The sequence below is a fragment of the Pseudomonas sp. Teo4 genome (assembly GCF_034387475.1).
GTDB lineage: Bacteria > Pseudomonadota > Gammaproteobacteria > Pseudomonadales > Pseudomonadaceae > Aquipseudomonas.
Map to the genome: position 1 here is coordinate 836,500 of NZ_JAXCIL010000002.1, position 25,177 is coordinate 861,676.

Here is a 25,177-nt window from a genome sequence, read left to right on the forward strand (position 1 = left end):
ATTCAGTAGGAAAACTCCGAAGAAAAGGACTGCAGAAGCAGCTTACAGAAAAGGATAAATTACCGGACCCATGAACCCGCGCCTCGGCGCGGGCCCATGGGTAGGTCAGGCGCGTACGCTTTCGGGCAATGGCAGGGCCAACAGGCGCTCGTCCAGCAGACCGAGGCCTTCCTGGAACAGCTGATTACTGCGCTCGGTTTCGCCCAGACCTGCCAACAGACGGGCCAGTTCGGCACAGGCTTCAGGGTTGCGTTCCATGCGCAGGCTGCTTTCCAGGTAGTCACGGGCCTTGCCCCAAAGGCGGTTCTGCAAACTCAGTCGACCCAGTGTCAGCAGCAAGCTTGGGTCTTGCGGATGGGCTTTCAGCCAGCCCTCTGCGGTTTGCAACTGACGCGCCGGGTCATCGCCACGCACCAGCCCATACAAGCGGGCCAAATGGCTTTCGTACTCGCGCTTCAGGGCACTGCGCAGCACCTGCTCGGCCTCACCCTGAGCGCCCACCTGACGCAACTGTTCGGCGTAGGCCAACACCAACTGTGGCTCCTGGCGTTGGGCCGAGGTCAGTTGCTGCCAGGCCCGCTCAAGGGCCTGACGTGCACTGCTCGGGTCGTCGCCTCGGGTCGTCGCCAGGCTCAGGTTCTGCCCCCACGCCCGCTGTTCCAGTGAGGCCAGCTCATCCGCCGGCAGCACTTTAGCTTTGCGCAATTCCGGCATCAGGCGGATCAGAGCCGGCCAATCACCACGCTCAAGGTAGAGGCGCTGCAGCAAACGCAGCACCTGGCCGTTGTGTGGATGGCGCTCTTGCATCGCCAGCAGGGTTTCCAGGGCGCCATCACCATCACCACGGTCCATCTGCAGTTGCGCATGGGTCAGGGCCACCGCCAGCTCTGCCTGGGGCTGGCGTTCAAGGGCGCGTTCCAGCAGGTTGTCGCTGTCCTCCGTACGGCCCAGCTCGTTAGCGGCACGGGCCGCGCCAAGGTAGTACAGCAAAGGCTGACGCTCGGCCTCGGCGGCCCGATGCAGATGACGTTGGGCACTGGCCCAGCGCCCCTCGGCGAGGTCGAGTTGACCTTGCTCGACGGCCAGGCGAATACGCCGGCTACGATTGCGCCGCGACCACGGGTTGACCACACCACTGGAGGTCAGCACCAGCCCCACCAGATATCGCAACAACCAAAGCAGCGCGACGATCACCACCAGCGCCGCCAATGCCGCCCACAGCCCCGACTGATAGCGGAAGCCACCATAGGAAATCAGCACGTAACCGCTGTGTTTGGCGACGGCAATGCCCAGCGCCGCGGCGACCACAATGGCCAGCACCGCCAACAGGTAGACTCGCTTCATGGCTTGCCCCCTTCAGCCTCGGCAGGCAGATGGCGGCGCTGGATGTAGGCCTGCACGGCAGCAAGGCTTTCACTCAAGTCAGGGGTGACGACCGATACCGGCTGCTCGGCCAGGGCATTGAGGCTGTCTAGCATCGCCTTGCTCTGCGGGTTGTCGGCATTGAAGTTGGCCAGCAATACGCTGCGAGCATCATCCAGGGCCTGGCTGTAGACCTTGGCCTCGCCATTGAGCGCCGCCCATTGGGCCTGCTCGATGGTCAGGCTCAGAGCCAGGCGCAGTTGGTTGAGCGACTGCCCGGCCAGCAATGGCCGTACATTGTCGTCAGCGTTGAAGTCGACCTGGAAATACTTGGATATTTCTGCCCACCACTGGGACCAGCGGCTGGCGCCATCGCCGTCGGCGGTCAGGGCTCCCATGGCATCGGCGTTGCTTTCAAACTCTGGAGACTGGGCGCTGAGCTGCTGCACCAACTCACGCTGGGCAGCCAACTTGAGGAACAGCCCGGTGCGATCCGGCTGCTGGGTGCTGTTGAGCGTCGCCAGGCTACGCGCCAGTTGTTCACGGGCCGCGAAGGCGCCAGGGTCGCTCTGCTCGCGCAGGATCTCGTCGGCACCTTCGACCAGGGCTTTGGCGCTGGTGATGTCCTGCAGGGCCGACAGACGCAGGGTGGCCAGGCGCAGCAGGTGTTCAGCTTCGGCTAGACGCCACTCTTTGCGGCTTTCGCCGAGCACGGTCTCCAGGCGCTGGCTCAGGCGCTGCTGGTCGCTTTGCAGCTGGGCCACCAGCCGGCGACGGTCTTCCAACTCGCTGGCCGCCGGCAGGCTGGCCAGCTGCGCGCTGATCTGCTGCTCGCGCTGCTGCAATGCCTCGGCACGAAGGCTCAATGCCTCCAGGTGCTGCCCTTGGCCCTGCTCGCTGCCTTGCAGTTGCCGCACCTGCCAGACACCCCAACCTCCTACCGCCACCCCAGCTGCACCCAGCAGCAGAGCCAGCAAGGCCAGACCATTGCCGGAACGTTTGGTGGGTGTTGTGCTGATGGGGTCCGCCGGCGCCTGTGCCGACGGCTGATCATTGTTGGACAAGACAGTTTCGCTCACGTATCCATCCTTTGCATGGGGGCGCATCGCTCTGAGCTTAGCGCCTTAAGAGGCAGGTGCAGCGCTGCGCTGCACGGCTGCCAGCAAGGCCGCGGCACTCGCGCCACGGCAATCCACAACCTGTTGAGCCCCGGCGGCCCTGGCCTGCTCGGCGACCCGGGGGCTTGGCACGAACAGCGGCAGGGTTGCGAGCTTGGCCCAGTCGGCGCCCGCCATCTGCCGCAAATGTTCAAGACCTTGCCCACTGCTGACCATCAGCCCATTGAGGCGTTCCGCTTCAATGCGACGCAGCAATGTACCCGCCGGATACTCTGGCAGGCACCGACGATACAGTTCCAGATAATCGACACTAGCACCTTGCTCTCCAAGACGCTCGGAGAGCAGTTCGCGACCTCCCTCGCCACGCACGATCAGAACCTGCGGCGCAGACACGGCAATAGCTTCACGCAATGCGGGAAGTGCCAGCAATGCCTCGCTGTCATCCCCCAGTGCCGGACACGTCACCCACGCTCCGCTATCACGTAGCACCTGGGCGGTCGCCTCGCCCACCGTGAACCAACCGTGTTTCGGGGGCTGCAGGCCGGCCTCGGCCAGCCGTTCCAGCAGCTGTCTGGCAGCCGGCTTGCTGACCACGATGATTGCCTGATAAAGGTGCAGCCTGGCCAGCAATTGACGCTGGTCGTCATCCAGCGCAACAGGTTCGATGGCCAGCAACGGCAGGCAACTGCTGGCGATACCAGCGGCAAGGAGACTCTGCGCCAGTGCCGCGCAGTCCTCTTCGGGACGGGTCAGCAACAGGCGCCAGGGGCTCACGGGTGGCCAGCCTCGCCGTAGACTTCCTTGAGGATCGCCTCGGCGCCCTGACCCAGCAGGTCTTCAGCCACCTGAACACCCAGCGCCTCAGCCTGGGAACGGGGTGCACGGGCCTGCGCAACCAACAAGGTGCCTCCGCTTGGCTGGCCGACCAGCCCACGCAGCCACAACTGCTCGCCTTCGAGCACTGCATAGCAGGCGATGGGCACCTGGCAACCGCCGTTCAGGCGCTTGTTCAGTGCGCGTTCGGCCACCACACGGTCGGCGGTATCGGCATGGTGCAGCGGCGCCAGCAGGGCGTGAGTCTCGCTGTCGGCGCTGCGGCACTCGATGCCCACGGCACCCTGGCCGCCTGCTGGCAGGCTGTCATCGACGCTGATGGTCGAAGTGATACGGTCTTCGAAGCCGAGGCGAATCAGGCCCGCCGCCGCGAGGATGATCGCGTCGTACTCACCGGCATCGAGCTTGGCCAGGCGGGTGTTGACGTTGCCGCGCAGGAAACGGATTTCCAGGTCCGGGCGACGCGCCAGCAGTTGTGCCTGGCGACGCAGGCTGGAGGTGCCGACGATGCTGCCGGCTGGCAGCGCCTCGAGGCTGGCGAACGTATTGGAAACGAAGGCATCGCGAGGGTCTTCACGCTCGCAGATGCAATACAGGCCCAGGCCCTCGGGGAAGTCCATCGGCACATCCTTCATGGAATGCACGGCGATGTCGGCTTCGTTGTCCAGTAGGGCGGTTTCCAGCTCCTTGACGAACAGGCCCTTGCCGCCAATCTTGGCCAAAGGCGCATCGAGCAGCTTGTCGCCACGGCTGACCATGGGCACCAGCGTGACCAGCAGGCCTGGATGCGCTTGCTCCAAGCGGGCTTTGACGTATTCGGCCTGCCACAGGGCCAAGGCACTTTTACGGGTGGCAATGCGGATTTCGCGAGTGGACATGGAACGCACCGAACCAGAGAAATGCCGCTGATGATAACAGCTCCACCGGCTTCGCTAGCAGATGCGGGTCAATCGCTTGTCTGGTACTGGCTGCTGCGCCTCTATCGCCGGAAAGCCGGCTCCTGCAGGTTCCAGGGGGCCGGCTTACCGATAGCAGGGTTCAGAGCGTCTGCATCATCTTGCGCACGCCGGCGACATGGCGGCGGCTGACGGTCAGGGCATCGCCGTCCAGTCCCTTGAGAAACAGCTGGAAATGCCCTAGCGGCGTACGTTGCAAGCGTTCGATGCGCTCACGGGCGACCAGGGCGTTGCGGTGAATGCGTACAAAGCGCTCGCCGAACTCGTCCTCAAGCGCCTTGAGTGGCTCGTCGAGCAGCACCTCCCCGGCTTCATGGCGCAGGGTGACGTATTTGTGGTCGGCAATGAAGTAGATGACCTGCGGTAGAGGGATCAGCTCGATGCCCTTGCGGGTTCGCGCACTGATGTGGCTGCGTGGGCCTCCACCTTCGTTGGCCGGTCGGGTGAGCGCCGCCAACTGGGCGCGGTTGGGCTTCTCTGCCTTGCGCAGCGCCTCGCGCAGCGCCTGGGGCTGGATTGGTTTGGTCACATGGCTGAGCGTGCTGTCCTTGAACGCCTCGCTTCCGTATTCATCATCGCCGGTGCAGAACACCACCGACGGCGGGGCCTCGCGCTCGCACAGGCGGGCGGCCACCTGCAGGCCGTCCAGGCCTGGCATGCCGATGTCCAGCAGGACCACGTCGGGCTTGAGGCTTTCGATCAGGGCCAAGGCCTCCTCGCCGTTGGTGGCGCTGGGCTCCAGCACGGTGTAACCCTCCAGTTCGCCAAGCAATCGGCTCAGGCGTTCACGGGCCAGGGGTTCGTCATCAACGATCAGGACATTCATAATTGCGCTGGATTCCTGAATGAGTCTCGCACAGGTATAGCGTAGACAGGTGTGGTTCGAGCGACACTGCGGTCACGCTCTAGACCGGTGCGATGGCCAAAGATTCACTAGGCCGGCATATTCGTTGCCAGTCCTCTGTCCAACTGTAGACGGTCCGTGGAACACTGCCGTTCAATCGTTAAATATCGCTGTCCTCCCCTCCTGCCAGTGTTTTCTCGACATTTCTGTCGACCGGCGTCCTACGGCGGCCAGCCCAACCCTGTTATCATCGGCGACACTTTTTCGTTCACGCCTTCAACGAGTGAATCCATGAGCACCGACAAGACCAATCAGTCCTGGGGCGGCCGCTTCAGTGAGCCCGTCGACGCCTTCGTCGCCCGCTTCACCGCCTCGGTCGATTTCGACAAGCGCCTGTACCGCCACGACATCATGGGTTCGATCGCCCACGCCACCATGCTGGCGCAGGTCGGCGTACTCACCGACGCCGAGCGCGACACCATCATCGATGGCCTGAAAACCATTCAGGGCGAGATCGAGGCCGGCAACTTCGACTGGCGCGTCGACCTTGAAGACGTGCACATGAACATCGAAGCACGCCTGACCGACCGTATCGGTATCACTGGTAAGAAGCTGCACACCGGCCGTAGCCGCAACGACCAGGTGGCCACCGACATTCGCCTGTGGCTGCGCGACGAAATCGACCTGATCCTGGCCGAAATCACTCGCCTGCAGCAGGGCCTGCTGGAGCAGGCCGAGCGCGAAGCCGAAACCATCATGCCCGGCTTCACCCACCTGCAGACCGCCCAGCCGGTCACCTTCGGCCACCACCTGCTGGCTTGGTTCGAAATGCTCAGCCGCGACTACGAGCGCCTGGTCGACTGCCGCAAGCGCACCAACCGCATGCCACTGGGCAGCGCGGCACTGGCTGGCACCACCTACCCGATCGACCGCGAGCTGACCTGCAAGCTGCTGGGCTTCGAGGCCGTGGCCGGCAACTCGCTGGATGGCGTCTCGGACCGCGACTTCGCCATCGAATTCTGCGCCGCCGCCAGCCTGGCCATGATGCACCTGTCGCGCTTCTCCGAAGAGCTGGTGCTGTGGACCAGCGCCCAGTTCCAGTTCATTGACCTGCCTGACCGCTTCTGCACCGGCAGCTCGATCATGCCGCAGAAGAAGAACCCGGATGTTCCAGAGCTGGTACGCGGCAAGAGCGGCCGAGTGTTCGGCGCCCTGACCGGCCTGCTGACCCTGATGAAAGGCCAACCGCTGGCCTACAACAAGGACAACCAGGAAGACAAAGAGCCGCTGTTCGATGCCGCCGACACCCTGCGCGACTCGCTGCGTGCTTTCGCCGACATGATCCCGGCCATCAAGCCACGTCATGCCATCATGCGCGAAGCGGCGCTGCGCGGGTTCTCCACCGCGACCGACCTGGCGGACTACCTGGTACGCCGTGGCCTGCCGTTCCGTGACTGCCACGAAATCGTTGGTCATGCCGTGAAGTATGGCGTCGACACTGGCAAGGACCTGGCCGAGATGAGCCTGGACGAGCTGCGCCAGTTCAGCGACCAGATCGAGCAGGACGTGTTTGCCGTGCTGACCCTGGAAGGCTCGGTGAATGCCCGTAACCACATTGGTGGTACCGCACCGGCGCAGGTGCGTGCTGCCGTTGTGCGTGGCAAAGCTCTGCTGGCTTCGCGCTAACTGCGATTGCGAGGGCTTTGCCCTCGATCGCCGGCAAGCCGGCTCCCACAGGTACCGCGCTGATCTTGGGATCACTGCAGTACCTGCGGGAGCAACTGTCTTGCTCAATGTCTAAAAAGCTTGCGCGACCCTGTGGGAGCCGGCTTGCCGGCGATTGGGCTGCAAAGCAGCCCCCTCAGCGCTTCCCGCTGCGCACCATCTCCATGAAAGCCGGCATCGCCGCATCCTTGTCCGCCACGATCCGCGCCATATGCGGGTTTTCGCGCATCTTATCCAGCAACGCCTTGGCTTGCGGGAAGTCGGCAAGGAAATCGATGTTCAGCACCTTCTTGCCCACGGCGTAGGCCAGGTCGACCGAGAAGCAGAACATCAGGTCCGCCAAGGTCAGTTCCTCACCTGCCACATAAGGTGCAAAGCGGCCATTGCGCTTGAGCGTGGCGAACCCCGCCAGCAGCTCGGTGCGCGCGCGCTCCTTGATCAGTGGCTCGACTGCCGCGCCGAAGAACGACTCGGCATAGCAGGTACGCGCAGGCAGCTCGATATACAGTTCGATCTCCTTGAGCAGCTCGCGCACCTTGGCCTGTTCGAACGGATCGGCGGGCAGCAGCGCCTTGCCGCCACGGGTCTGCTCGATGTAGTCGAGAATCACGCTGGTCTCGCTGAGGAAGCCGTGCTCGGTCTCCAGCACAGGCACTTTACCGCGCGGGCTTACTTCCAGCGCCTGCGGCGCCTGACCACCATAGAAGGCGACCTCCTCGAACGGCAGTCCTTTCTCCAGCAGCGCCAGCTTGACCATGTTGTAGTAGTTGCTGACCGAGAATCCGTGAAGCTTGAGCATTGGGTAACAGCCTCCAGGCCGTGTGGGGATGGCCCGGCTTTTATAGACCGATCAGCCAGGCATGACCAGCCAAGGCGTGGCAAACTGTATGCCCCTCTACAGGAGTACCGCCATGAGCGAGCCCACCGACATCGACAATGACGACGACGAAGCCTTCGCCGAAGCGACGCTGACCCAGGCCATTGAAAACCAGATCGAAAGCGGCGAGCCACCAGCTGCCAAGGCCACCTTCAACAAGCTGACACTGGTTGGTTACGAGCGCGAAGACATCCTCAACCTCATGGCCCACGTGCTGGCCATCGAAATCGACAACATGCTCGACGAAGACCGCCCGTTCGACGGCGAGTGGTACGAGACCGCCCTTCGCGCATTGCCGGAGCTTCCACCTGAGGCGGATCAAGGCGACGACGAATAAGCCGACTACACTCCAGGGTCAGGCACCGCTGCCGGTGCCGTCATCCTCGTCTGGAAGTCAGGAGTCGCCATGTCCTTCACCCCCGAACTGATCGCCGAACTGGAAGTCCTCGCCCTGTTCAACCTGGACAGTCATCAGGAAGGCATCAAGGTCCACAGCAACGCGTCCCCCGCCCTTGTCGCCGCAGCCAAGCGCCTGTACGACAAACAACTGACCGACCAGCCTGACGGCGGCTACCTGACCAGTCTGGGGCTCGATGCCGCCCAGAGCGTCCAGCAGCTGCTGACCATCCTCAAGGCTGCGCAACCGGCGTAATTGCACCGCCCCCATCAACGGTTTGTCGGTGATGGGGGCCGCAAGCGCTGGCAAAATGGCGCCAAAAATTCCGCTTTTTGGCTTATCCGACTGCGATACTCAGGCTAAACTCGCCGCAGCTTCCCTGGCCCGCTCTGAGTGCTGAATGAACCACCCCCACGAAATCCGCCCCGATCTGGACGAAGGCATCGACCGCAAGGTGCTGGCGAAATTGCGTGCTCGGTTCCTGCAGGTCAACGAGGGCCGGCTGCAGCGCGCCATGGACGGGCTTTCGACACGTCAGCAACAAGTGCTGACCCTGCTACCGCTGCTGTTTCACGTCAACCACCCGTTGTTGCCTGGCTATGTCTCGGGCAGCACACCGGCCGGTGTTTCGGGTTTCGAACCCAATGCAGAGCTGGTTGCCGAGGGGCAACGGCTGGCACGCTCGTTCTCTTACCGGACGCGTCTTGGCAACCCGCACCGCCCAATCCATGGCCTGTTCCTGATGGGCAGCCTGGGCTCCCTGGCCCAGGCCGAGCAGAGCGATATGGACCTCTGGGTTTGCCATGCACCTGGCCTGAATGAACATCAGCTTCAGGAATTGCGACGCAAATGTCAGCTACTCGAGGCCTGGGCCGACAGCCTGGGCGCCGAAGCGCACTTCTTCCTGATTGACCCGCAAGGTTTCGCCCAAGGCCAGCGAGACAGCCAGCTCAGCTCGGACGATTGCGGCACCACCCAGCATTTCCTGCTGCTCGATGAGTTCTACCGTACCGCCATCTGGCTGGCCGGACGCACGCCGCTCTGGTGGCTGGTGCCGGTGTATGAGGAACACAACTATCTCGACTACACCGAAACCTTGCTGTCCAAGCGCTTCATCCGCAGCACCGACGCCCTGGACCTCGGTAACCTGTCGCACATTCCGCCCGGCGAGTTCGTCGGGGCCGGCCTGTGGCAACTGTTCAAGGGCATCGACTCACCCTACAAATCTCTGCTCAAGTTGCTGCTGACCGAAGTTTACGCCAGCGAACACCCGACCGTGCGCTGCCTGAGCCTTGATTACAAGCAGGCGGTTTTTGCCAACCAGCTCGACCTCGATGAGCTGGACCCCTACGTGATGGTGTACCGGCGAATCGAGCGTTATCTGCAGCAACGGGGTGAAACCGCCCGCCTCGAACTGGTGCGACGCAGCCTTTACCTCAAGGTAAACAAGAAAGTCAGCGGAATTGACCGCTCGCGTAACAACGGCTGGCAGCGCCGACTGCTGCAACGCCTGGCCGATGAATGGGGCTGGGACGAGCGCCAACTGGCCATGCTCGATAGCCGCAGCCAGTGGAAAGTGCGCCAGGTCGCAGTCGAACGCCGCGAACTGGTCGCCGAACTCAACCACAGCTACCGCTTTCTCAGCCAGTTCGCGCAGAACCAGAATGCCAGCAGCCGCGCAGACCAGCGCGACCTCAACGTTCTCGGCCGGCGCCTGTACGCAGCCTTCGAGCGCCGCGCGGGCAAGATCGAAGTGATCAACCCGGGCATTGCCCCGGACCTTGCCGAGGACACCCTGACGCTGGTCCACTCGCCCAACCGCAAGGAGCCCGGCAGCCACCACTGGGGGCTGTACAACGGCAATCTCAGTGTGCACGAGTGGGAGCACTTCAACCCGATCAAGCGCTGCCGCGAACTGCTCGAACTGCTGACCTGGGCCCATCGCAATGGCGTCATCGACAGCAGCACACGCCTGGCACTGCACCCAGGCATCAGCGACCTGACCGAATTCGAACTGTTCAACCTGCTGGGCAGCCTGCAACAAAGCCTGCCATTGCCGTTGGGGGCCGTCAGCGAAGTGCGCCTGCTGCAACCTAGCGTCGCCGACGAAATGCTGCTGCTGGTCAACGTGGGTATCGATCCGCTGCGTCACCACCGCGACCTGAACATCCTGATGACCACCGAGCGCACTGACTCGCTAAGTTACGCAGGGGTGCGCGAAAACCTGGTGCTGACCCTCGACCAGATTACCCTCAACAGCTGGAACGAAGTGCTGGTACAGCGTTACGACGGCGAACATGCGCTGCTGCGCTGCCTGCGCGACTTCCTCAACAGCCTTGGCCAGCGCAGCCACCGGCCACGCGTACGCGTGCGCTGCTTCTGCCATAACCGCGCCCAGGCGATCAGCCAGCGGGTCGAAGATATTTTCGACACGGTGCAACTGCTGCTCGACCAGAGCCAGAATCACCGCTACCTGTTGCAAGTCGCGCAGCATACCCACGTGCTGGAGTTGCTGCCTGGTCAGGTCACCTTAGCGACGCTGGACAGCCATGATGCCGTGCTCGATTACCTGGGCGAGGAACGCAGCGTCTATAGCCCGCTGCATCTGGACGCAAGCGCCTTGCAGGACCACGACTTGCCGCTGCTACTGGAACAAGCCCGCCCCGACTGCATTCAGGTGTTCTACCGGCTGCTAGACGGCTGGGCTGACCTGTATGTGCTCGATGAGTACAACGCCCTGTGGCAGCAGCGCCTGCCACTTCAGGACGAAAGCCATCTGCTGCTGCCTTTGCAGCGTTTTTTGCGCTCGGTGGTGATGCGCCGTGATGCCCGCTTGCCACTGGATTACTCAAGGCAAGTGCCGTTGCAGATCCAATACGCGCAACTGTTGCCGACGGGGCCTGGCAAGGCGCGGAGCATCGAGCCACGACCAGCGCCCGGCGAGGACCTGGACCAACCCTGCTACGAGGTCCAGGCCATTCTGCAGGCAGGTACTGACGATGAGGTGCATGTCACGCTCTATTGCGACCAGCAAGAGTTTTCCGAACTGGACCACGGCGATGAACTGTACACCGTGGTCGCCCGGCAGATTCTCGGCCAGCGTCGAAGTGCAGGACAGTACCGGTGTTACATCACCGACCTGGATTTGTCGGAACTGCTCGGAGATGAGCCGGGGTCGACGATTCTCTACCTACGCTATAAACGTCAGCTGGAGCAGGCACTGAATGAAGGGCTCGCGCAACTTCAGGCGGCACTGGAGCCCTGACCGACCGCAGTGACCGTCAGAGGTCGAAATCGCCCGCCGCTTCCGGCTGGTACTCGACCGCCAGCAACTTCAGCTTGAGGGTCTTGCCGCCGGGGGCCGGCCAGTCGATCTGCTCACCCACCGAAAGGCCCAGCAGTGCGCAGCCAATGGGTGCCAGAATCGAGACACTGCCTTCAGCGCCTGCATCCTTCGGGTATACCAACGTCAGGTGGTAATCCTTGCCGCTGGCCTCCTCGCGGCAGTGCACGCGGGAATTCATGGTCACCACACCCGCTGGCACCTCCTCATGACCGACCACCTGCTCGGCGCGGTCCAGCTCGCCCTGAAGGGCGAGTACACCCGGGGTACTTTCGTCGAGGCTGTCGATCAGGCGCTCGAGACGCTGTACGTCCAATCGGGTGAGGATGAGGGAAGGCTTGGTGCTCATGATCCAGTCAGACTCCTTGTGAACAGGCTTTTTTCTTCGGACAGATAAAGCAAAACCCCGCCCAAGGGCGGGGTTTGTGGATGCTTTGGCGTCACCGACGCAGAACCCGACACTACCACAGCCGGGTAAATACTCAAGCCCGCAAAATCAATGTGCCTATGCCTGCGCTCGCAGCGCCTGGGCCTCGCGGCAAATCTGCCGACGCCGTTCATCGTCTGCCGAGCGCCATTCGCGAATATGCTCGACATGCCGGTGACACCCCGTGCAGACCTTGTGCTCATCCAGTCGGCAAACACTGATGCAAGGCGATGGCACTGCGGGGCTGACATTGCTGTACAGCGGCTTTGGGGGCCGTACCTGGGTGCTCATGTCAGATCTCGTCGAAGTCCAGCTTCTCGCCGGCTCGCTCCCAGACGATGCGCTCAAGCATCTCGCCGAGCAGCTCTTCGCTCTTCTCGCAAACCCACTTGCCGCTCTCTTCGTCGTAGTCGAAGTGGAAGCCACCGGAACGGTCGGCCAGCCACAACTGACGCAGCGGCTCCTGGCGGCTGAAGATCAGCTGGCTGCCGTTGTCGAACTTGATGGTCAGCACCCCTGCGGAATTTTCCATGTCCAGGTCCAGGCCGCTCTCGTCGAACAGGTCTTCCAGGGCCTGTTGGGTCGCGTCGACCAGATCATGGAAACGCGCTTCACTCAAACTCATTGCAGGAACCTCGAAATTGGCTGCGTTACAGGCAAGGCGGGGAAGATACGGGCGCTTGCCGTTGAATGCAAAGGTTTGCCGTGGCCTTCCTTGGCCTCATCGCCGGCAAGCCAGCACCTACAAGGGGCGCGCCCAAGCCTGCGAGAGGCGATTTACGTCACTGGCAGCACACAAGGATAGCCCGCCCGACGGACCGGCTCTTGCATAGGCAATCCGCTGGTCGCTCGGTATACTCGGGCGCAATACTGCTTATTTCAAAGGATTTCACCCATGAAGCGCCTGATTTCCTCACTTGCGGCGCTGGTCGCGGTTGCCTGTCTCGTTTCGGCCTGCGGTCAGAAAGGCCCTCTGTACCTGCCCGAAGACGGCAAGGACGGTAAAGACAGCCACAAATCGCATCAGCACCAGCACGCTCAACCTGCGCAAACTCAAGAGCAGCAGCCAGAGCAGCCAATCGAGCCCGAGCAGACGCCAGAGCAGTAAGGAAATCAGATGAACGCTTTCAACTACCGCGACGGTGAACTGTTCGCGGAGGGCGTGGCCCTGTCGGCCATCGCCGAACGTTTCGGCACCCCGACCTACGTGTATTCGCGGGCCCACATCGAGGCTCAATACCTTAGCTACACCGATGCCCTGCAAGGCGTCGAGCACCTGGTGTGCTTCGCGGTCAAGGCCAACTCCAACCTGGGCGTGCTGAACGTCCTGGCACGCCTGGGCGCTGGCTTCGACATCGTCTCCGGCGGTGAACTGGAGCGCGTGCTGGCCGCTGGTGGCCGCGCCGATCGCGTGGTGTTCTCTGGCGTCGGCAAAACCCGCGAAGACATGCGCCGCGCCCTGGAAGTCGGCGTGCACTGCTTCAACGTCGAATCCACCGACGAGCTCGAGCGCCTGCAAGTGGTGGCCGCCGAGATGGGCAAGGTTGCTCCGGTCTCGCTGCGGGTCAACCCGGACGTCGACGCCGGTACCCACCCGTATATCTCCACCGGCCTCAAAGAGAACAAGTTCGGCATCGCCATCGCCGATGCCGAAGCCATCTACGTGCGCGCCGCCCAGCTGCCGAACCTGGAAGTGGTCGGTGTCGACTGCCACATCGGCTCGCAGCTGACTACCGTCGACCCGTTCCTCGACGCCCTCGACCGCCTGCTGGTGCTGGTCGACCGTCTCGCCGAGTGCGGCATCCACCTGCGCCACCTGGACCTGGGCGGCGGTGTTGGCGTGCGCTACCGCGACGAACAGCCGCCATTGGTGGCCGACTACATCAAGGCCATCCGCGAGCGCGTCGGCGAGCGCGACCTGGCCCTGGTGTTCGAGCCGGGCCGCTACATCGTGGCCAACGCCGGTACCCTGCTGACCCGCGTGGAATACCTCAAGCACACCGAACACAAAGACTTCGCCATCATCGATGCGGCGATGAACGACCTGATCCGCCCGGCCCTGTACCAGGCCTGGATGGGGGTCAGTGCGGTCAAGCCGCGTGAAGGCCAAGGCCGTGCCTATGACCTGGTCGGGCCGATCTGCGAAACCGGCGACTTCCTGGCGAAGGACCGTGAGTTGAACCTGGCCGAGGGCGACCTGCTGGCCGTTCAGTCCGCGGGCGCCTATGGTTTCGTCATGAGTTCGAACTACAACACCCGTGGGCGTTGCGCAGAAATCCTGGTCGACGGCGATCAGGCTTTCGAAGTCCGCCGTCGCGAGACCATCGCCGAACTGTACGCTGGCGAAAGCCTGCTGCCGGAGTAAACCCATGCTGCTGCGTTTTACCAAGATGCATGGGCTGGGCAACGACTTCATGGTCCTCGACCTGGTCAGCCAGCACGCCCACATCCAGCCAAAGCACGCCAAGCAATGGGGCGACCGCCATACCGGCATCGGTTTCGACCAGCTGTTGATCGTCGAGGCGCCGAACAATCCGGAAGTGGATTTCCGCTACCGGATCTTCAACGCTGACGGCTCCGAGGTCGAGCAATGCGGCAACGGCGCACGCTGCTTCGCCCGCTTCGTGCTGGACAAACGCCTGACCGCGAAGAAGCGCATCCGCGTCGAAACCAAGGGCGGCATCATCGAACTGGACGTGCAGAATGACGGCCAGGTATGTGTCGACATGGGTCCGCCACGCTTCATCCCGGCCGAGATTCCGTTCATCGCCGACCAACAGGCGCTGAGCTATGCGCTGGAAGTCGACGGCGAGCAGCATTCGATTGCCGCCGTTTCCATGGGCAACCCTCACTCGGTGCTGCGCGTCGATGACGTGCACACGGCACCGGTGCACACGCTGGGTCCGAAGATCGAAAACCACCCTCGTTTCCCGCAGCGGGTCAATGCCGGGTTCCTGCAGGTCATCGACCGCCACCGCGCCAACCTGCGGGTGTGGGAGCGTGGCGCCGGTGAAACCCAGGCCTGCGGCACTGGTGCCTGCGCCGCCGCGGTGGCAGCGATCAGTCAGGGCTGGATGGACTCCCCGGTTACCCTCGATTTGCCAGGCGGACGCCTGCACATCGAGTGGGCCGGCCCCGGCAAGCCGGTGTTGATGACGGGGCCCGCCGTGCGCGTTTATGAAGGACAGGTTCGTCTCTAAGCGAGTAACCGCCATGACCGATCAGCCAAACGTTGTACCTCAGCAACCCGACGAGCTCGATGCCGAAGCGGTGGTCGCCTACCTGCGCGCCCACCCAACCTTCTTCGCCGAGCACGATGACCTGCTGATAGAGCAGCGCATTCCGCACCAGCGTGGCGACAGCGTGTCGCTGGTTGAGCGCCAGCTCAAGCTGCTGCGCGACCGCAACATCGAGATGCGCCATCGCCTGTCGCAACTGATGGACGTGGCACGGGACAACGACCGGCTGTTCGACAAGACCCGTCGGCTGATCCTCGACCTGCTCGATGCCAGCAGCCTGGAAGAAGTGGTAATGGCCGTCGAAGACAGCCTGCGCCAGGAATTCCAGGTGCCGTTCGTCAGCCTGATTCTGTTTGGCGAAAACGTCGCGCCGGTCGGCCGCTGGGTCAGCAACGCCGAGGCCCAGCAGGCCATTGGCGGGCTGCTGGGTGGTGGCAAGACCGTCAGCGGCAACCTGCGTGAGCACGAACTGGCCTTCCTGTTCGGTGAGGAACAACGTCGTGAAGTTGGCTCCAGCGCCGTGGCTACCCTTGAATATCAAGGGCTTCATGGCGTCCTGGCAATCGGCAGCCATGACCCGCAACACTACAAGAGTAGTGTCGGCACCCTGTTCCTCGGCTACATCGCCGAGGTGCTTGGCCGAGTGGTACCCCGCCTCACCCAGACCCTACGCCCGGTGCGCTGATGGAACGCCAGCTGGAGGCTTATTGCGCACACCTGCGCAACGAGCGCCAGGTGTCCGAGCACACCCTGCTGGGCTATCGTCGCGACCTCGCCAAGGTCATCGGTTACTGCAATAACCAAGGCATCGCCAGCTGGAATGCACTGCAGATTCAGCAGCTACGTCAGCTCATCGCCCGCCTGCACCACGACGGCCAGTCCTCACGCAGCCTGGCACGTCTGCTTTCGGCAGTGCGCGGCCTGTATCGCTATCTGGTCCGCGAAGGCCTGTGCCAGCACGATCCGGCCAACGGCCTGGCACCGCCCAAGACCGAGCGGCGCCTGCCCAAGGTGCTGGACACCGACCGCGCCCTGCAATTGCTGGAAGGGGGGGTGGACGACGATTTCATCGCCCGCCGCGACCAGGCCATTCTCGAACTGTTCTATTCCTCTGGCCTGCGCTTGTCCGAGCTGACCAACCTTGACCTTGAACACCTCGACCTGGCCGCCGGCCTCGTCCAGGTGCTCGGCAAGGGCGGCAAGGCGCGCGTGCTGCCCGTGGGCCGCAAGGCCCGTGAAGCCCTGCAGGAGTGGTACCGGCTGCGCGGCATCGGCAGCCCTCGCGACGGCGCCGTGTTCATCACCCGCCAAGGCAACCGTCTGAGCCCACGGGCCATCCAGATGCGAGTCAAAGCCGCTGGCGAGCGCGAACTTGGCCAGCACCTGCACCCACACATGCTTCGCCATTCTTTCGCCAGCCATATGCTGGAATCGTCCCAGGACCTGCGTGCAGTGCAGGAGATGCTCGGCCATGCCGACATCAGCACCACGCAGATCTACACCCACCTGGACTTCCAGCACCTGGCCTCGGTGTACGACAGCGCCCACCCTCGGGCCAAACGCAGCAAAGGCACTGACTCATGAGCATCAAGCTGATCACCTTCGACCTCGACGATACTCTGTGGGACACCGCGCCGGTGATTGCGAGCGCGGAGGTTGTCCTGCGTGACTGGCTCGAAGCCAATGCCCCCATCCTTGGGGGTGTTCCCGTGGAGCATCTGTTCGCCATCCGTGAGCGGTTGGTCCAGGCCGAGCCGGGCCTCAAGCACCGCATCAGCGCATTGCGCAGGCGCGTGTTGTTCCATGCCTTGGAGGAAGTCGGCTACAGCGAGAAACACGCTCAAGAGCTGGCTAACGAAGGATTTGAAGTATTCCTGCATGCACGGCACCAGGTCGAGGTGTTCCCCGAGGTGCAGCCTGTGCTGGAAATCCTGCGCCATAGCTACACCTTGGGCGTGGTGACCAATGGCAACGCCGACGTACGCCGATTGGGGCTGGCGGATTACTTCAAGTTCGCCCTGTGTGCGGAAGACCTGGGGATCGGCAAGCCAGACCCTGCGCCATTTGTTGAAGCCTTGCGTCGGGGTGAGGTGGAAGCCAGCGCGGCGGTGCACATCGGTGATCACCCAGGGGATGACATTGCCGGGGCTCAGCGCGCTGGGTTGCGAGCGGTGTGGTTCAACCCGCAGGGCAAGGTCTGGGCCGGTGAACAGGCGCCGGATGCTGAGATTCAGCGGTTGTCGCAGTTGCCTGACGTGATTGCGCGCTGGCGCTGACAAGGGCTGGCCTTGAGGTTTGTGGCAGGGCGAACATCGCGCGCCGCCCGCGCGGCGCATCGCGAGCAAGGCTCGCTCCTACGCTTGTTTCAGGCCAGTTATTCCTGTGGGATTTGTGCGCGAACGCCTTGGTGGCATGGCACGGTATCGCGTCGTACAAACCAGGCGGTCGCGCGCGACTGTTACAGGCGTTATTGGCCGTAAACAAGCGTAGGAGCGAGCCTTGCTCGCGATGCGCCGCGCGGGCGGCGCCCGATCTCGCAGACAACAAAAATACCGAGACAAACACCTTGTAGCCCAAACAGCGCCCACAAAAAAGCCCGCAGCGACGGCGGGCTTTTTTGCGTTCAGCCACTCAGATAGGGCGGCTGCCGTACTTGTTGTCCGGCTTCTTGGGTGGGTCGGCGACCACGTTGGCCTCAACCTCCTGAACCTTGCCACCGCGCGCCAGGAACTCTTCCATGGCCTTGGCCAAGGCATCGCGTTCCTTCTGCTTGGCTTCCATGCTCGGCATCTCGTCTACCGAGACAGCCGCCTTGGAGGACTTGCCCTTGGCAGTCGGTGCAGGGCTGCTGTCGTCATCGCCAGCATCTTCGGCGCCATCATCAGCCGCAGCTTCGAGGCCCTCATCACCCTCGTCTTCGTCGCCTACTTCGAGGTCATCATTTTCCAGATCGTCGTCGCTCATGTTCTACCTCATGACTTGCGAAAAGCAGGTTAGTTATAGACCAGTGCGCAGCCGTAGACCGGCTGTCACCAGTGAAAATTCAACTGGCCGTGGGTTGGCCACTGCCCTTGTGGCATCCGCTCCTGTTGGGCCGCGGCGCCAAACAGGCCCTGCTCCTGGCAGGACCTGACAAATTCTCGAGCCCCTGCTGGCCACACGCTATTGGCAAGCCTAGCAAAGGCTGGCGAAGCGTGTGGACTGCTCGTCAAACACCCTTCGGGGCGCATTCTAGCGTGCTCGTAGAAAAAGCAAAGCACCCTGAACGCTCTGCATCTTGTAAGTATTTGGCCTACGTCGCGAACGTGAACGATAAACCGTTTGCACTGCGGAAAATGGCGAATTTCGGGCAAAAAAATGCCCGGCGAACCGGGCAAATTTTTCCAGCGTCGCGGTTACAGGTTGTAGCCGCGTTCGTTGTGTTGAGCCAGGTCGAGGCCGACCGACTCTTCTTCTTCGTTGACCCGCAGGCCCATGACCACGTCCAGCACCTTCAGGATGATGTAGGTGACGACGGCGGTGTAGACCACGGTGAAGAGCACGCCCTTGGCCTGGATCCAGACCTGTGCGCCGATATCGGTGACCGCGCCAAAGCCACCCAGGGCCGGGGCTGCGAACACACCGGTGAGCAGTGCGCCGATGATGCCGCCAATACCGTGCACGCCGAAGGCGTCCAGGGAGTCGTCATAGCCCAGCTTGCGCTTGAGGGTCGTGGCGCAGAAGTAGCAGATCACGCCCGAGACCAGGCCGATCACCAAGGCCCCCATCGGGCCGACAGTGCCAGCGGCCGGAGTAATGGCAACCAGGCCGGCAACCACACCCGAGGCGATGCCCAGGGCGCTGGGTTTGCCGTGACCGATCCACTCGGCGAACATCCAGCCCAACGCAGCGGCGGCGGTAGCGATCTGGGTGACCAGCATGGCCATGCCAGCGGTGCCGTTGGCGGCCGCAGCCGAACCTGCGTTGAAACCGAACCAGCCGATCCACAGCATGGCGGCGCCCATCAGGGTGTAGCCCAGGTTGTGCGGAGCCATTGGGGTGGTCGGGTAGCCTTTACGCTTGCCCAGCACCAGGCAGGCCACCAGGCCGGCGATACCGGCGTTGATGTGCACCACGGTGCCGCCGGCGAAGTCCAGTACGCCCCAGTCCCACATCAGCGCGCCGTCACCGCTCCAGACCATGTGCGCGATTGGCGCATAGACCAGGGTGAACCAGACGCCCATGAAGATCAGCATGGCGGAGAACTTCATGCGCTCGGCGAACGCACCGACGATCAGCGCCGGGGTGATGATGGCGAAGGTCATCTGGAAGGTGATGAACACCGCTTCAGGGAACAGCGCAGCGGCCGAGGTCAGGTTGCTGGGCGTGACACCGCTCAGGAACGCCTTGGAGAAGCCGCCGACGAAGGAATTGAAGTTGAGCACGCCTTTTTCCATACCCGTGGTATCGAAGGCCATGCTGTAGCCGTAGACGACCCAGAGAATGCTCATCAGGCCAGTGATGGCGAAGCACTGCATCATCACCGAGAGCACGTTCTTGGAACGCACCATACCGCCGTAGAACAGGGCCAGGCCCGGAATGGTCATGAACAGCACCAGCGCCGTCGCAGTCAGCATCCACGCGGTATCGCCGGAGTTCAGCGCTGGGGCAGCGTCCTCTGCCAGGGCAAGGCCGGGCATTACGAGGGACAATAGGGCTCCTAGCCCTGCGATCTTACGCAGAGTCATTTGTTTTCTCCTGGGGCGTTGGGTTTGGTGAGGCTTTTTTTGTCGCTTTAGATCGCGTCGGTATCGGTTTCGCCGGTACGGATGCGGATCGCCTGCTCCAGATTCACAACGAAGATCTTGCCGTCACCGATCTTGCCGGTGTTGGCGGCCTTGGTGATGGCTTCGATCACCCGATCAAGGTCTTTGTCGTCGATGGCGACATCGATCTTCACCTTGGGCAGGAAGTCGACCACATACTCGGCACCGCGATACAGCTCGGTATGGCCTTTCTGCCGGCCGAAGCCCTTGACCTCGGTGACGGTGATGCCCTGCACGCCGATTTCCGACAGCGACTCGCGCACGTCGTCCAGCTTGAACGGCTTGATGATGGCTGTGACTAGCTTCATGAAACTCTCTCCCGATTTGGTGGACTTGCCCCAGGAAAACAAACCCGTCTCAAGTCTAAGCGCAGCGGTTGGCTTTGTAACGCGTCGTCGGCTCGTTCTCGCAACCGACGTACATTTCGGTTGTGACCAAGACCTTCCGTCTCCGCGTGCGCACTGCCTGGTCACAAGGAACTGCATCAGTGCATGGCTCGTAGTGGTCTTTGCAGAAACCTTGCCAGTTCCGATAAATCGCCAGAAAACAGCGTGTTGCGTAAAACAGTCGGGATTGGCCAGTCGCCAGCACCAAAAAGATGCACAATTTCGGTGCGCACCGCCCTCGAGCACTGCGCAAAAAGTGTGCAACTAATCACGTTCCCGCTTCGTTGGGAGCCGGCTCAAGGTGTCAAACGCCCACGTGCTACACTGCGGCTCCTTCGACGATTACCGGACAGCCGAACATGCTCGCGCCCAAAGCTTTTCTCGACGCCCTGAGCGACCAGGCCTCGCGCCTTTTCAGCAGCGACACCGCCCAACCCCGCGCCGAACTGGAAAGCCAGTTCAAGGTGCTGATGCAGGGCGCTTTCAGCAAGCTGGACCTGGTCAGCCGCGATGAGTTCGACAGTCAGATGGTCGTCCTGGCCCGTACCCGCGCTCGCCTGGAGGCCTTGGAAAAACAGGTCGCCGAGCTGGAAGCACGGATGGCGCCAGCTGCCCAGGAATAACAATCGACACACGGAGCGTTTCACCATGAAAGTCAGTGCACGCAATGTTTTCGAAGGTACCGTCAGCGCTGTTCAACCCGGTGCAGTCAACGCCGAGGTCGAACTGACCCTTGGCGGCGGAGAGAAGCTGGTGGCAGTGGTGACCATGGCCAGCCTGCATAACCTCAACATCAATGTTGGCAAGCAGGCCGTGGCGCTGGTCAAGGCGCCATGGGTGGTGCTGCTGACCGATGCCGCTGGCTACAAGCTTTCTGCGCGTAACGCCCTGGAAGGCGTAGTGACCCGAGTGGGCGACGGCGCGGTGAACGCCGAAGTGGTGCTGAAGCTGGCCGGTGGTACCGAGGTGTACGCCATTGTCACCCGAGAAGCGGTACAGGAGTTGGGCCTGGCGCCTGGCGTCAAAGCCACCGCGCTGATCAAGGCGTCGCATATCATTCTCGGCGCCAAGCCCTGAGAAAGCGGCTCGCGGGCCTTGGCGTCATGCCGAGGCCCGCAGGCGGTCCCGCGAAGGGGCCGCTGCAGTCGGCGGTAGTTCATCTGGGTAAAGAGTGCCGCGAAACAGCGTCGCACCGCATACCGTGAACAGCGTCTTGAACACGCTGTGCGAGTTGAGGATCGCGCTCTGGATCTCTTCGACTTCCGGATTGCCCGGCAGCAAGGCGGCTGCCCTGCTCACCCACTCGATGGCAGCGAAGCGGCTTTGCTTGCGAGTGCCGTGCCCTTGCATCCAAGCCAGCGCCATTTGCGCGCAGGCACGCCCAGCGATGCCAGCATCTTCATGCTGTACCAGGTCAAGTAAATAGCTGACAGCTTCTTCACGCTCAGCAGACTCACCAAACTGGCGCAACAAGATGCCCAACTGCAGTCGCGCCTGGGCATCTGTCTGATCGTGGCCCAAGGCCTCCAGCAACAGCCGCCTGACCGACAACATCGCACTACGCTCGCTCAGGTCTTCACCCATCATGCGCCGAAACGCCACCTCGTATGTAGCCTGAGGGCTTCCCAAAGCCGCGGCACGCATCAGCCAGTGCTCTGCAGCCTCGTCGTCCAGATAGCATTCCGGCGTATCGTCCAGCCCTCCTCGATGCAGATCGCAGAGACGCATGGCGGCTTCGGGCAGCCTGCGCTCGGCACATTGCTCGAATAAGAAACAGGCAGGCTCGTGCAACTGTCCCGCCCATAAAAGGCGTGGCACCTCCAGAATGTCAAAGCCCTGACCTTCATTCCCGAACTGACGGTTCACAGCGGCATCCAGCCAACCGGAGGCCTGTTCGAAGGAGCGGGCAAAGCCCCATAACCCGAATTGGTGCCCTACAGCTCGCAGCGCGCAGGCAGCGGTAAGCATACGACTGTCACACAGAGACTCGATAGCGATGCGCAACGACTGCCTGTTGTCTTGCAAACCGTGCAGTACAACGAGGCAGACAAAGTTGTAAAAGGGTTCTGCGCCACCCCGCGAGAAGCAATGCTCGGGGCACAGCTCGACACTGGCAACGAAGTCGGCCATGGCACCAGCAGGGTCGTGAAGTGCTTGCCGCCGCCATGCGCCCCGTCGGGCCAAGAGCATGGCACGTTCTCTGGGCCGGAGTTCACGCAGCCACCAGTTGTTGAAGATGCCCTGCCACCTGTCATTTTCGCGATTCTGATCGGCACGGTAGCCATCAAAGAAAAACGTCCAGCGGATGGCATTTCGTTGTGCTTCACTCCAGCCCTCGCATGCGGGCCCGCTAACCAGATCTTCAAGTGCCTGCAGGCCTCCACCCCAACGGGGCAGCAAGTAGGTGGCATAAGCCTCGACCGCCTCGAAGCAACCCGCAAACCAGCGCAAGGCGTGGCCCAGCCAGTAATGCTGCGCAGTTTCATCCCAACACGCCGACCGTACCGTCAGGCAGGACGGCAGGAGCTGAGGCAGTTCGAGCAGCGGGGCAAATCCGTAGCGCACCAGAAATGGCGCCGCCGCCTCCTGGACCTCCACATCAGGGTGGGCGCTGGGCCTGTAGCGTGCGGGCTGGCCATGCAGCAGTTCGCTCAGCCACCCTGGCTCACGAAAATGCGCACTCATGTGCAGCATGCAGATAGCGGCCGCCACCGGCACTTTGGATACCGCCATGGCTCGCAACAGGTATACCGCACCGATTTCGCAGACTTGTTCGGCCGCCAACCAGCGCTCTTCGCTAACTTCGTCAGTACTGTCGACCCCTTGTATGTGACGGGCACGACTGAAGCAGTGAAAACCCATCGCTACCTGCGGGTGATAGGCCTTGGGGCAGGCGTCGATCCAGGCCTTGAGGAACTGAGTCAGGGCCTTGTCACCCTGCGCGCCCGAATTCGCCAGCATGTGCCCTTGAAGTGCCTCCAAATAGGTGGGGCACTCACCTGGCGGTGCCTGCAGCCAACACGCTTCGAGGGCGTCGAAGTAGCCGTTGAGTTCAACGAATGCATTGGCCTGCACCAGTTCGCGGATGTCCTGACGGGTGCGAGTGAGTGTTTGCACAGGGCTTTACCTTGGAAGTCCATTTGGAAGCCGCGTTGTCGTCCGATGACAACGCCAGTGGCCGTTGAACACTAAGCCATCACCTTGCGCTGCGCAAAGAAAATTGGATCCATTATTGTCAGTTTGTGTGAAAGCGCAGTGGAAACACCTGCCCTGCAAAACTTCGACGCACTCTTCTGCCGCCTGTCTATCTCGAGCTCACTATGCTTGGCGAATGCCGCAGGAAGCGGCGCCTTCAATGACAATGGAGTGCCCATGTCCCTAGCCCTTGTCCACAGCCGCGCCCAGGTGGGTGTGCAGGCACCGGCCGTCAGTGTCGAAACTCACCTGGCCAATGGCCTCCCCAATCTCACGCTGGTCGGCCTGCCCGAAACCACGGTCAAGGAAAGCAAGGACCGGGTGCGCAGTGCCATCGTCAACTCCGGCCTGGACTACCCCGCCCGGCGTATCACCCAGAACCTGGCGCCAGCCGACCTGCCCAAGGATGGCGGCCGTTACGACCTTGCCATTGCCCTGGGGATCCTCGCCGCCAACGGCCAGGTACCGGTGCAGGCCCTGAGCGAAATCGAGTGTCTGGGCGAACTGGCGTTGTCGGGAAAGCTGCGACCGGTACAGGGGATATTGCCCGCCGCACTGGCAGCGCGCGAGGCGGGTCGAGCCTTGGTGGTACCCCAGGAAAATGCCGAGGAAGCCAGCCTCGCAGGTGGCCTGGTGGTCTACGCAGTAGGGCACTTGCTGGAACTGGTTGCCCACCTCAACGGCCAGGTCGTGTTGCCACCCTATGCCGCCAATGGTCTGCTGCTGCACAGCCGTCCCTACCCCGACCTCAGCGAAGTACAAGGCCAGGTAGCCGCCAAGCGGGCATTGCTGCTCGCGGCTGCCGGAGCCCACAACCTGCTGTTCACCGGGCCACCCGGCACCGGCAAGACGCTGCTCGCCAGCCGCCTGCCCGGGCTTCTACCTCCACTGGACGAGCAAGAAGCCCTGGAGGTGGCGGCCATTCGGTCGATCAGTGGGCACACGCCCCTGAAAAGCTGGCCGCAGCGCCCGTTCCGCCACCCTCACCACTCAGCGTCCGGCCCGGCATTGGTGGGCGGCAGCAGTCGGCCGCAACCTGGCGAAATTACACTGGCCCACCACGGGGTGTTGTTTCTTGACGAGCTTCCAGAGTTCGAGCGACGGGTGCTTGAGGTGTTGCGCGAGCCCTTGGAATCCGGCGAGATCGTCATTGCCCGCGCCAAGGACAAAGTGCGCTTCCCTGCCCGTTTCCAGCTGGTGGCGGCGATGAATCCCTGCCCTTGCGGCTACCTTGGCGACCCTACCGGTCGCTGCCGCTGCAGCACCGAACAGATCCAGCGCTACCGCAACAAACTGTCGGGCCCATTGCTCGACCGCATTGATCTGCATCTGACCGTGGCGCGCGAAAGCACCACACTCAACAGCCACCCCTGTGGCGACACCAGCGCCACAGTCGCCCGCGTCGTGGCTGAAGCTCGTGAGCAACAGCAACGTCGCCAAGGCTGTGCGAACGCCTTCCTCGACCTCGATGGTCTGCGCCGTCACTGCCAGCTCACAGCACCAGACCAAGCCTGGCTGGAAAGTGCCTGCGAACGGTTGACCTTGTCCCTGCGTGCCGCGCATCGCCTGCTCAAAGTGGCCCGGACGCTGGCCGACCTGGAAAAAACCGAGTCGATCGCCAGGTCTCACCTGGCCGAAGCCCTGCAGTATCGTCCGAGCACCTGACCCT

General features: G+C 62.6%; 26 protein-coding genes. 13 read left to right on the plus strand and 13 right to left on the minus strand.

Annotated features, from left to right (window positions below; translation table 11 throughout):
• Positions 1-105 precede the first annotated feature (105 nt).
• From PspTeo4_RS20125 to PspTeo4_RS20145, 5 genes are all read right to left on the minus strand, one after another.
• Positions 106-1,344, minus strand: a complete 1,239-nt coding sequence (locus tag PspTeo4_RS20125; RefSeq protein WP_322365704.1) for a heme biosynthesis protein HemY — start codon at positions 1,342-1,344, stop codon at positions 106-108.
• Entirely contained in the window at positions 1,341-2,441 is a 1,101-nt protein-coding gene (locus tag PspTeo4_RS20130; protein ID WP_322365706.1) for a uroporphyrinogen-III C-methyltransferase, read from the minus strand. Before PspTeo4_RS20130 ends, PspTeo4_RS20125 begins: the two co-directional genes overlap by 4 nt.
• 45 nt (positions 2,442-2,486) lie before the next feature.
• Positions 2,487-3,254: a uroporphyrinogen-III synthase gene (locus tag PspTeo4_RS20135; RefSeq protein WP_322365708.1), complete on the minus strand. Its 768-nt coding sequence runs from the start codon at positions 3,252-3,254 to the stop codon at positions 2,487-2,489.
• Positions 3,251-4,192, minus strand: coding sequence for a hydroxymethylbilane synthase (gene hemC, locus PspTeo4_RS20140; protein ID WP_322365710.1), 942 nt, complete (start codon positions 4,190-4,192; stop codon positions 3,251-3,253). Before hemC ends, PspTeo4_RS20135 begins: the two co-directional genes overlap by 4 nt.
• Before the next feature lie 160 nt (positions 4,193-4,352).
• On the minus strand, positions 4,353-5,096 hold the full coding sequence (locus tag PspTeo4_RS20145) for a LytTR family DNA-binding domain-containing protein (protein ID WP_322365712.1): 744 nt from the start codon (positions 5,094-5,096) through the stop codon (positions 4,353-4,355).
• A 309-nt stretch (positions 5,097-5,405) separates the two neighbouring features.
• Between PspTeo4_RS20145 and argH the strand changes: the two genes are divergently transcribed.
• Entirely contained in the window at positions 5,406-6,800 is a 1,395-nt protein-coding gene (argH, locus tag PspTeo4_RS20150) for an argininosuccinate lyase (RefSeq protein WP_322365713.1), read from the plus strand.
• A gap of 175 nt (positions 6,801-6,975) precedes the next feature.
• Here argH and PspTeo4_RS20155 read toward each other — a convergent pair whose 3' ends face one another.
• Positions 6,976-7,638: a glutathione S-transferase gene (locus tag PspTeo4_RS20155; RefSeq protein ID WP_322365715.1), complete on the minus strand. Its 663-nt coding sequence runs from the start codon at positions 7,636-7,638 to the stop codon at positions 6,976-6,978.
• 112 nt (positions 7,639-7,750) lie between these two features.
• Here PspTeo4_RS20155 and PspTeo4_RS20160 point away from each other — a divergent pair, with 112 nt between their 5' ends.
• The 3 genes from PspTeo4_RS20160 (at position 7,751) to PspTeo4_RS20170 (ending at position 11,378) form a co-directional block, all read left to right on the plus strand.
• A complete protein-coding gene (locus PspTeo4_RS20160; RefSeq protein WP_322365716.1) occupies positions 7,751-8,053 on the plus strand; it encodes a hypothetical protein in 303 nt (100 codons plus the stop codon).
• A 69-nt stretch (positions 8,054-8,122) separates the two neighbouring features.
• A complete protein-coding gene (locus PspTeo4_RS20165; protein WP_322365717.1) occupies positions 8,123-8,368 on the plus strand; it encodes a TIGR02647 family protein in 246 nt (81 codons plus the stop codon).
• A gap of 145 nt (positions 8,369-8,513) precedes the next feature.
• Entirely contained in the window at positions 8,514-11,378 is a 2,865-nt protein-coding gene (locus PspTeo4_RS20170) for a class I adenylate cyclase (protein ID WP_322365718.1), read from the plus strand.
• 16 nt (positions 11,379-11,394) lie between these two features.
• Here PspTeo4_RS20170 and rnk read toward each other — a convergent pair whose 3' ends face one another.
• The 3 genes from rnk to cyaY form a co-directional block, all read right to left on the minus strand.
• Positions 11,395-11,805: a nucleoside diphosphate kinase regulator gene (rnk, locus tag PspTeo4_RS20175; RefSeq protein WP_322365719.1), complete on the minus strand. Its 411-nt coding sequence runs from the start codon at positions 11,803-11,805 to the stop codon at positions 11,395-11,397.
• A gap of 156 nt (positions 11,806-11,961) precedes the next feature.
• On the minus strand, positions 11,962-12,174 hold the full coding sequence (locus tag PspTeo4_RS20180) for a DUF1289 domain-containing protein (protein ID WP_322365720.1): 213 nt from the start codon (positions 12,172-12,174) through the stop codon (positions 11,962-11,964).
• A 1-nt stretch (position 12,175) separates the two neighbouring features.
• Complete coding sequence (cyaY, locus tag PspTeo4_RS20185; protein WP_012312194.1) at positions 12,176-12,508, minus strand: iron donor protein CyaY; 333 nt, start codon at positions 12,506-12,508, stop codon at positions 12,176-12,178.
• 270 nt (positions 12,509-12,778) lie between these two features.
• Here cyaY and lptM point away from each other — a divergent pair, with 270 nt between their 5' ends.
• Genes lptM through PspTeo4_RS20215 form a run of 6 tightly spaced genes read left to right on the plus strand, consistent with a single transcriptional unit; the run spans position 12,779 to position 17,398 of the window.
• Complete coding sequence (lptM, locus tag PspTeo4_RS20190; RefSeq protein ID WP_322365721.1) at positions 12,779-12,991, plus strand: LPS translocon maturation chaperone LptM; 213 nt, start codon at positions 12,779-12,781, stop codon at positions 12,989-12,991.
• 9 nt (positions 12,992-13,000) lie between these two features.
• Positions 13,001-14,248, plus strand: coding sequence for a diaminopimelate decarboxylase (gene lysA, locus PspTeo4_RS20195; RefSeq protein ID WP_322365722.1), 1,248 nt, complete (start codon positions 13,001-13,003; stop codon positions 14,246-14,248).
• A gap of 4 nt (positions 14,249-14,252) precedes the next feature.
• Positions 14,253-15,083, plus strand: a complete 831-nt coding sequence (dapF, locus tag PspTeo4_RS20200) for a diaminopimelate epimerase (protein ID WP_322365723.1) — start codon at positions 14,253-14,255, stop codon at positions 15,081-15,083.
• A gap of 13 nt (positions 15,084-15,096) precedes the next feature.
• The gene (locus PspTeo4_RS20205) at positions 15,097-15,807 is read left to right on the plus strand and encodes a DUF484 family protein (RefSeq protein WP_322365724.1); all 711 of its coding nucleotides are present in this window, start codon (positions 15,097-15,099) and stop codon (positions 15,805-15,807) included.
• On the plus strand, positions 15,807-16,706 hold the full coding sequence (xerC, locus tag PspTeo4_RS20210) for a tyrosine recombinase XerC (RefSeq protein ID WP_322365725.1): 900 nt from the start codon (positions 15,807-15,809) through the stop codon (positions 16,704-16,706). Before PspTeo4_RS20205 ends, xerC begins: the two co-directional genes overlap by 1 nt.
• Positions 16,703-17,398: an HAD family hydrolase gene (locus PspTeo4_RS20215; protein ID WP_322365726.1), complete on the plus strand. Its 696-nt coding sequence runs from the start codon at positions 16,703-16,705 to the stop codon at positions 17,396-17,398. Before xerC ends, PspTeo4_RS20215 begins: the two co-directional genes overlap by 4 nt.
• A 355-nt stretch (positions 17,399-17,753) precedes the next feature.
• Here the strand turns inward: PspTeo4_RS20215 and sutA are convergent, their stop codons facing one another.
• From sutA to glnK, 3 genes are all read right to left on the minus strand, one after another.
• Complete coding sequence (sutA, locus tag PspTeo4_RS20220) at positions 17,754-18,086, minus strand: transcriptional regulator SutA (RefSeq protein ID WP_322365727.1); 333 nt, start codon at positions 18,084-18,086, stop codon at positions 17,754-17,756.
• Positions 18,087-18,517: 431 nt separating this feature from the next.
• Positions 18,518-19,849, minus strand: coding sequence for an ammonium transporter (locus PspTeo4_RS20225; RefSeq protein ID WP_322365728.1), 1,332 nt, complete (start codon positions 19,847-19,849; stop codon positions 18,518-18,520).
• A gap of 47 nt (positions 19,850-19,896) precedes the next feature.
• Entirely contained in the window at positions 19,897-20,235 is a 339-nt protein-coding gene (gene glnK / locus PspTeo4_RS20230) for a P-II family nitrogen regulator (RefSeq protein WP_002555808.1), read from the minus strand.
• A gap of 437 nt (positions 20,236-20,672) precedes the next feature.
• Here glnK and PspTeo4_RS20235 point away from each other — a divergent pair, with 437 nt between their 5' ends.
• Together PspTeo4_RS20235 and PspTeo4_RS20240 are read left to right on the plus strand one after the other, a co-directional pair.
• A complete protein-coding gene (locus tag PspTeo4_RS20235) occupies positions 20,673-20,936 on the plus strand; it encodes an accessory factor UbiK family protein (RefSeq protein ID WP_322365729.1) in 264 nt (87 codons plus the stop codon).
• Positions 20,937-20,961: 25 nt separating this feature from the next.
• Entirely contained in the window at positions 20,962-21,390 is a 429-nt protein-coding gene (locus PspTeo4_RS20240; RefSeq protein WP_322365730.1) for a TOBE domain-containing protein, read from the plus strand.
• 24 nt (positions 21,391-21,414) lie between these two features.
• Here the strand turns inward: PspTeo4_RS20240 and PspTeo4_RS20245 are convergent, their stop codons facing one another.
• On the minus strand, positions 21,415-23,430 hold the full coding sequence (locus tag PspTeo4_RS20245; protein ID WP_322365731.1) for a DUF4034 domain-containing protein: 2,016 nt from the start codon (positions 23,428-23,430) through the stop codon (positions 21,415-21,417).
• 255 nt (positions 23,431-23,685) lie between these two features.
• Here PspTeo4_RS20245 and PspTeo4_RS20250 point away from each other — a divergent pair, with 255 nt between their 5' ends.
• On the plus strand, positions 23,686-25,173 hold the full coding sequence (locus PspTeo4_RS20250; RefSeq protein WP_322365732.1) for a YifB family Mg chelatase-like AAA ATPase: 1,488 nt from the start codon (positions 23,686-23,688) through the stop codon (positions 25,171-25,173).
• Positions 25,174-25,177: the final 4 nt, after the last annotated feature.

What these genes read in the sequence shown, in the direction of transcription:
- PspTeo4_RS20180 (WP_322365720.1), bottom strand. Translation starts at nt 12,174, where the DNA reads ATGAGCACCCAGGTACGGCCCCCAAAGCCGCTGTACAGCAATGTCAGC.
- PspTeo4_RS20235 (WP_322365729.1), top strand. Translation starts at nt 20,673, where the DNA reads ATGCTCGCGCCCAAAGCTTTTCTCGACGCCCTGAGCGACCAGGCCTCG.
- lptM (WP_322365721.1), top strand. Translation starts at nt 12,779, where the DNA reads ATGAAGCGCCTGATTTCCTCACTTGCGGCGCTGGTCGCGGTTGCCTGT.
- PspTeo4_RS20240 (WP_322365730.1), top strand. Translation starts at nt 20,962, where the DNA reads ATGAAAGTCAGTGCACGCAATGTTTTCGAAGGTACCGTCAGCGCTGTT.
- PspTeo4_RS20225 (WP_322365728.1), bottom strand. Translation starts at nt 19,849, where the DNA reads ATGACTCTGCGTAAGATCGCAGGGCTAGGAGCCCTATTGTCCCTCGTA.
- PspTeo4_RS20160 (WP_322365716.1), top strand. Translation starts at nt 7,751, where the DNA reads ATGAGCGAGCCCACCGACATCGACAATGACGACGACGAAGCCTTCGCC.
- xerC (WP_322365725.1), top strand. Translation starts at nt 15,807, where the DNA reads ATGGAACGCCAGCTGGAGGCTTATTGCGCACACCTGCGCAACGAGCGC.
- PspTeo4_RS20205 (WP_322365724.1), top strand. Translation starts at nt 15,097, where the DNA reads ATGACCGATCAGCCAAACGTTGTACCTCAGCAACCCGACGAGCTCGAT.
- PspTeo4_RS20250 (WP_322365732.1), top strand. Translation starts at nt 23,686, where the DNA reads ATGTCCCTAGCCCTTGTCCACAGCCGCGCCCAGGTGGGTGTGCAGGCA.
- argH (WP_322365713.1), top strand. Translation starts at nt 5,406, where the DNA reads ATGAGCACCGACAAGACCAATCAGTCCTGGGGCGGCCGCTTCAGTGAG.
- PspTeo4_RS20170 (WP_322365718.1), top strand. Translation starts at nt 8,514, where the DNA reads ATGAACCACCCCCACGAAATCCGCCCCGATCTGGACGAAGGCATCGAC.
- sutA (WP_322365727.1), bottom strand. Translation starts at nt 18,086, where the DNA reads ATGAGCGACGACGATCTGGAAAATGATGACCTCGAAGTAGGCGACGAA.
- lysA (WP_322365722.1), top strand. Translation starts at nt 13,001, where the DNA reads ATGAACGCTTTCAACTACCGCGACGGTGAACTGTTCGCGGAGGGCGTG.
- PspTeo4_RS20215 (WP_322365726.1), top strand. Translation starts at nt 16,703, where the DNA reads ATGAGCATCAAGCTGATCACCTTCGACCTCGACGATACTCTGTGGGAC.
- PspTeo4_RS20125 (WP_322365704.1), bottom strand. Translation starts at nt 1,344, where the DNA reads ATGAAGCGAGTCTACCTGTTGGCGGTGCTGGCCATTGTGGTCGCCGCG.
- PspTeo4_RS20145 (WP_322365712.1), bottom strand. Translation starts at nt 5,096, where the DNA reads ATGAATGTCCTGATCGTTGATGACGAACCCCTGGCCCGTGAACGCCTG.
- cyaY (WP_012312194.1), bottom strand. Translation starts at nt 12,508, where the DNA reads ATGAGTTTGAGTGAAGCGCGTTTCCATGATCTGGTCGACGCGACCCAA.
- glnK (WP_002555808.1), bottom strand. Translation starts at nt 20,235, where the DNA reads ATGAAGCTAGTCACAGCCATCATCAAGCCGTTCAAGCTGGACGACGTG.
- rnk (WP_322365719.1), bottom strand. Translation starts at nt 11,805, where the DNA reads ATGAGCACCAAGCCTTCCCTCATCCTCACCCGATTGGACGTACAGCGT.
- hemC (WP_322365710.1), bottom strand. Translation starts at nt 4,192, where the DNA reads ATGTCCACTCGCGAAATCCGCATTGCCACCCGTAAAAGTGCCTTGGCC.
- PspTeo4_RS20165 (WP_322365717.1), top strand. Translation starts at nt 8,123, where the DNA reads ATGTCCTTCACCCCCGAACTGATCGCCGAACTGGAAGTCCTCGCCCTG.
- dapF (WP_322365723.1), top strand. Translation starts at nt 14,253, where the DNA reads ATGCTGCTGCGTTTTACCAAGATGCATGGGCTGGGCAACGACTTCATG.
- PspTeo4_RS20155 (WP_322365715.1), bottom strand. Translation starts at nt 7,638, where the DNA reads ATGCTCAAGCTTCACGGATTCTCGGTCAGCAACTACTACAACATGGTC.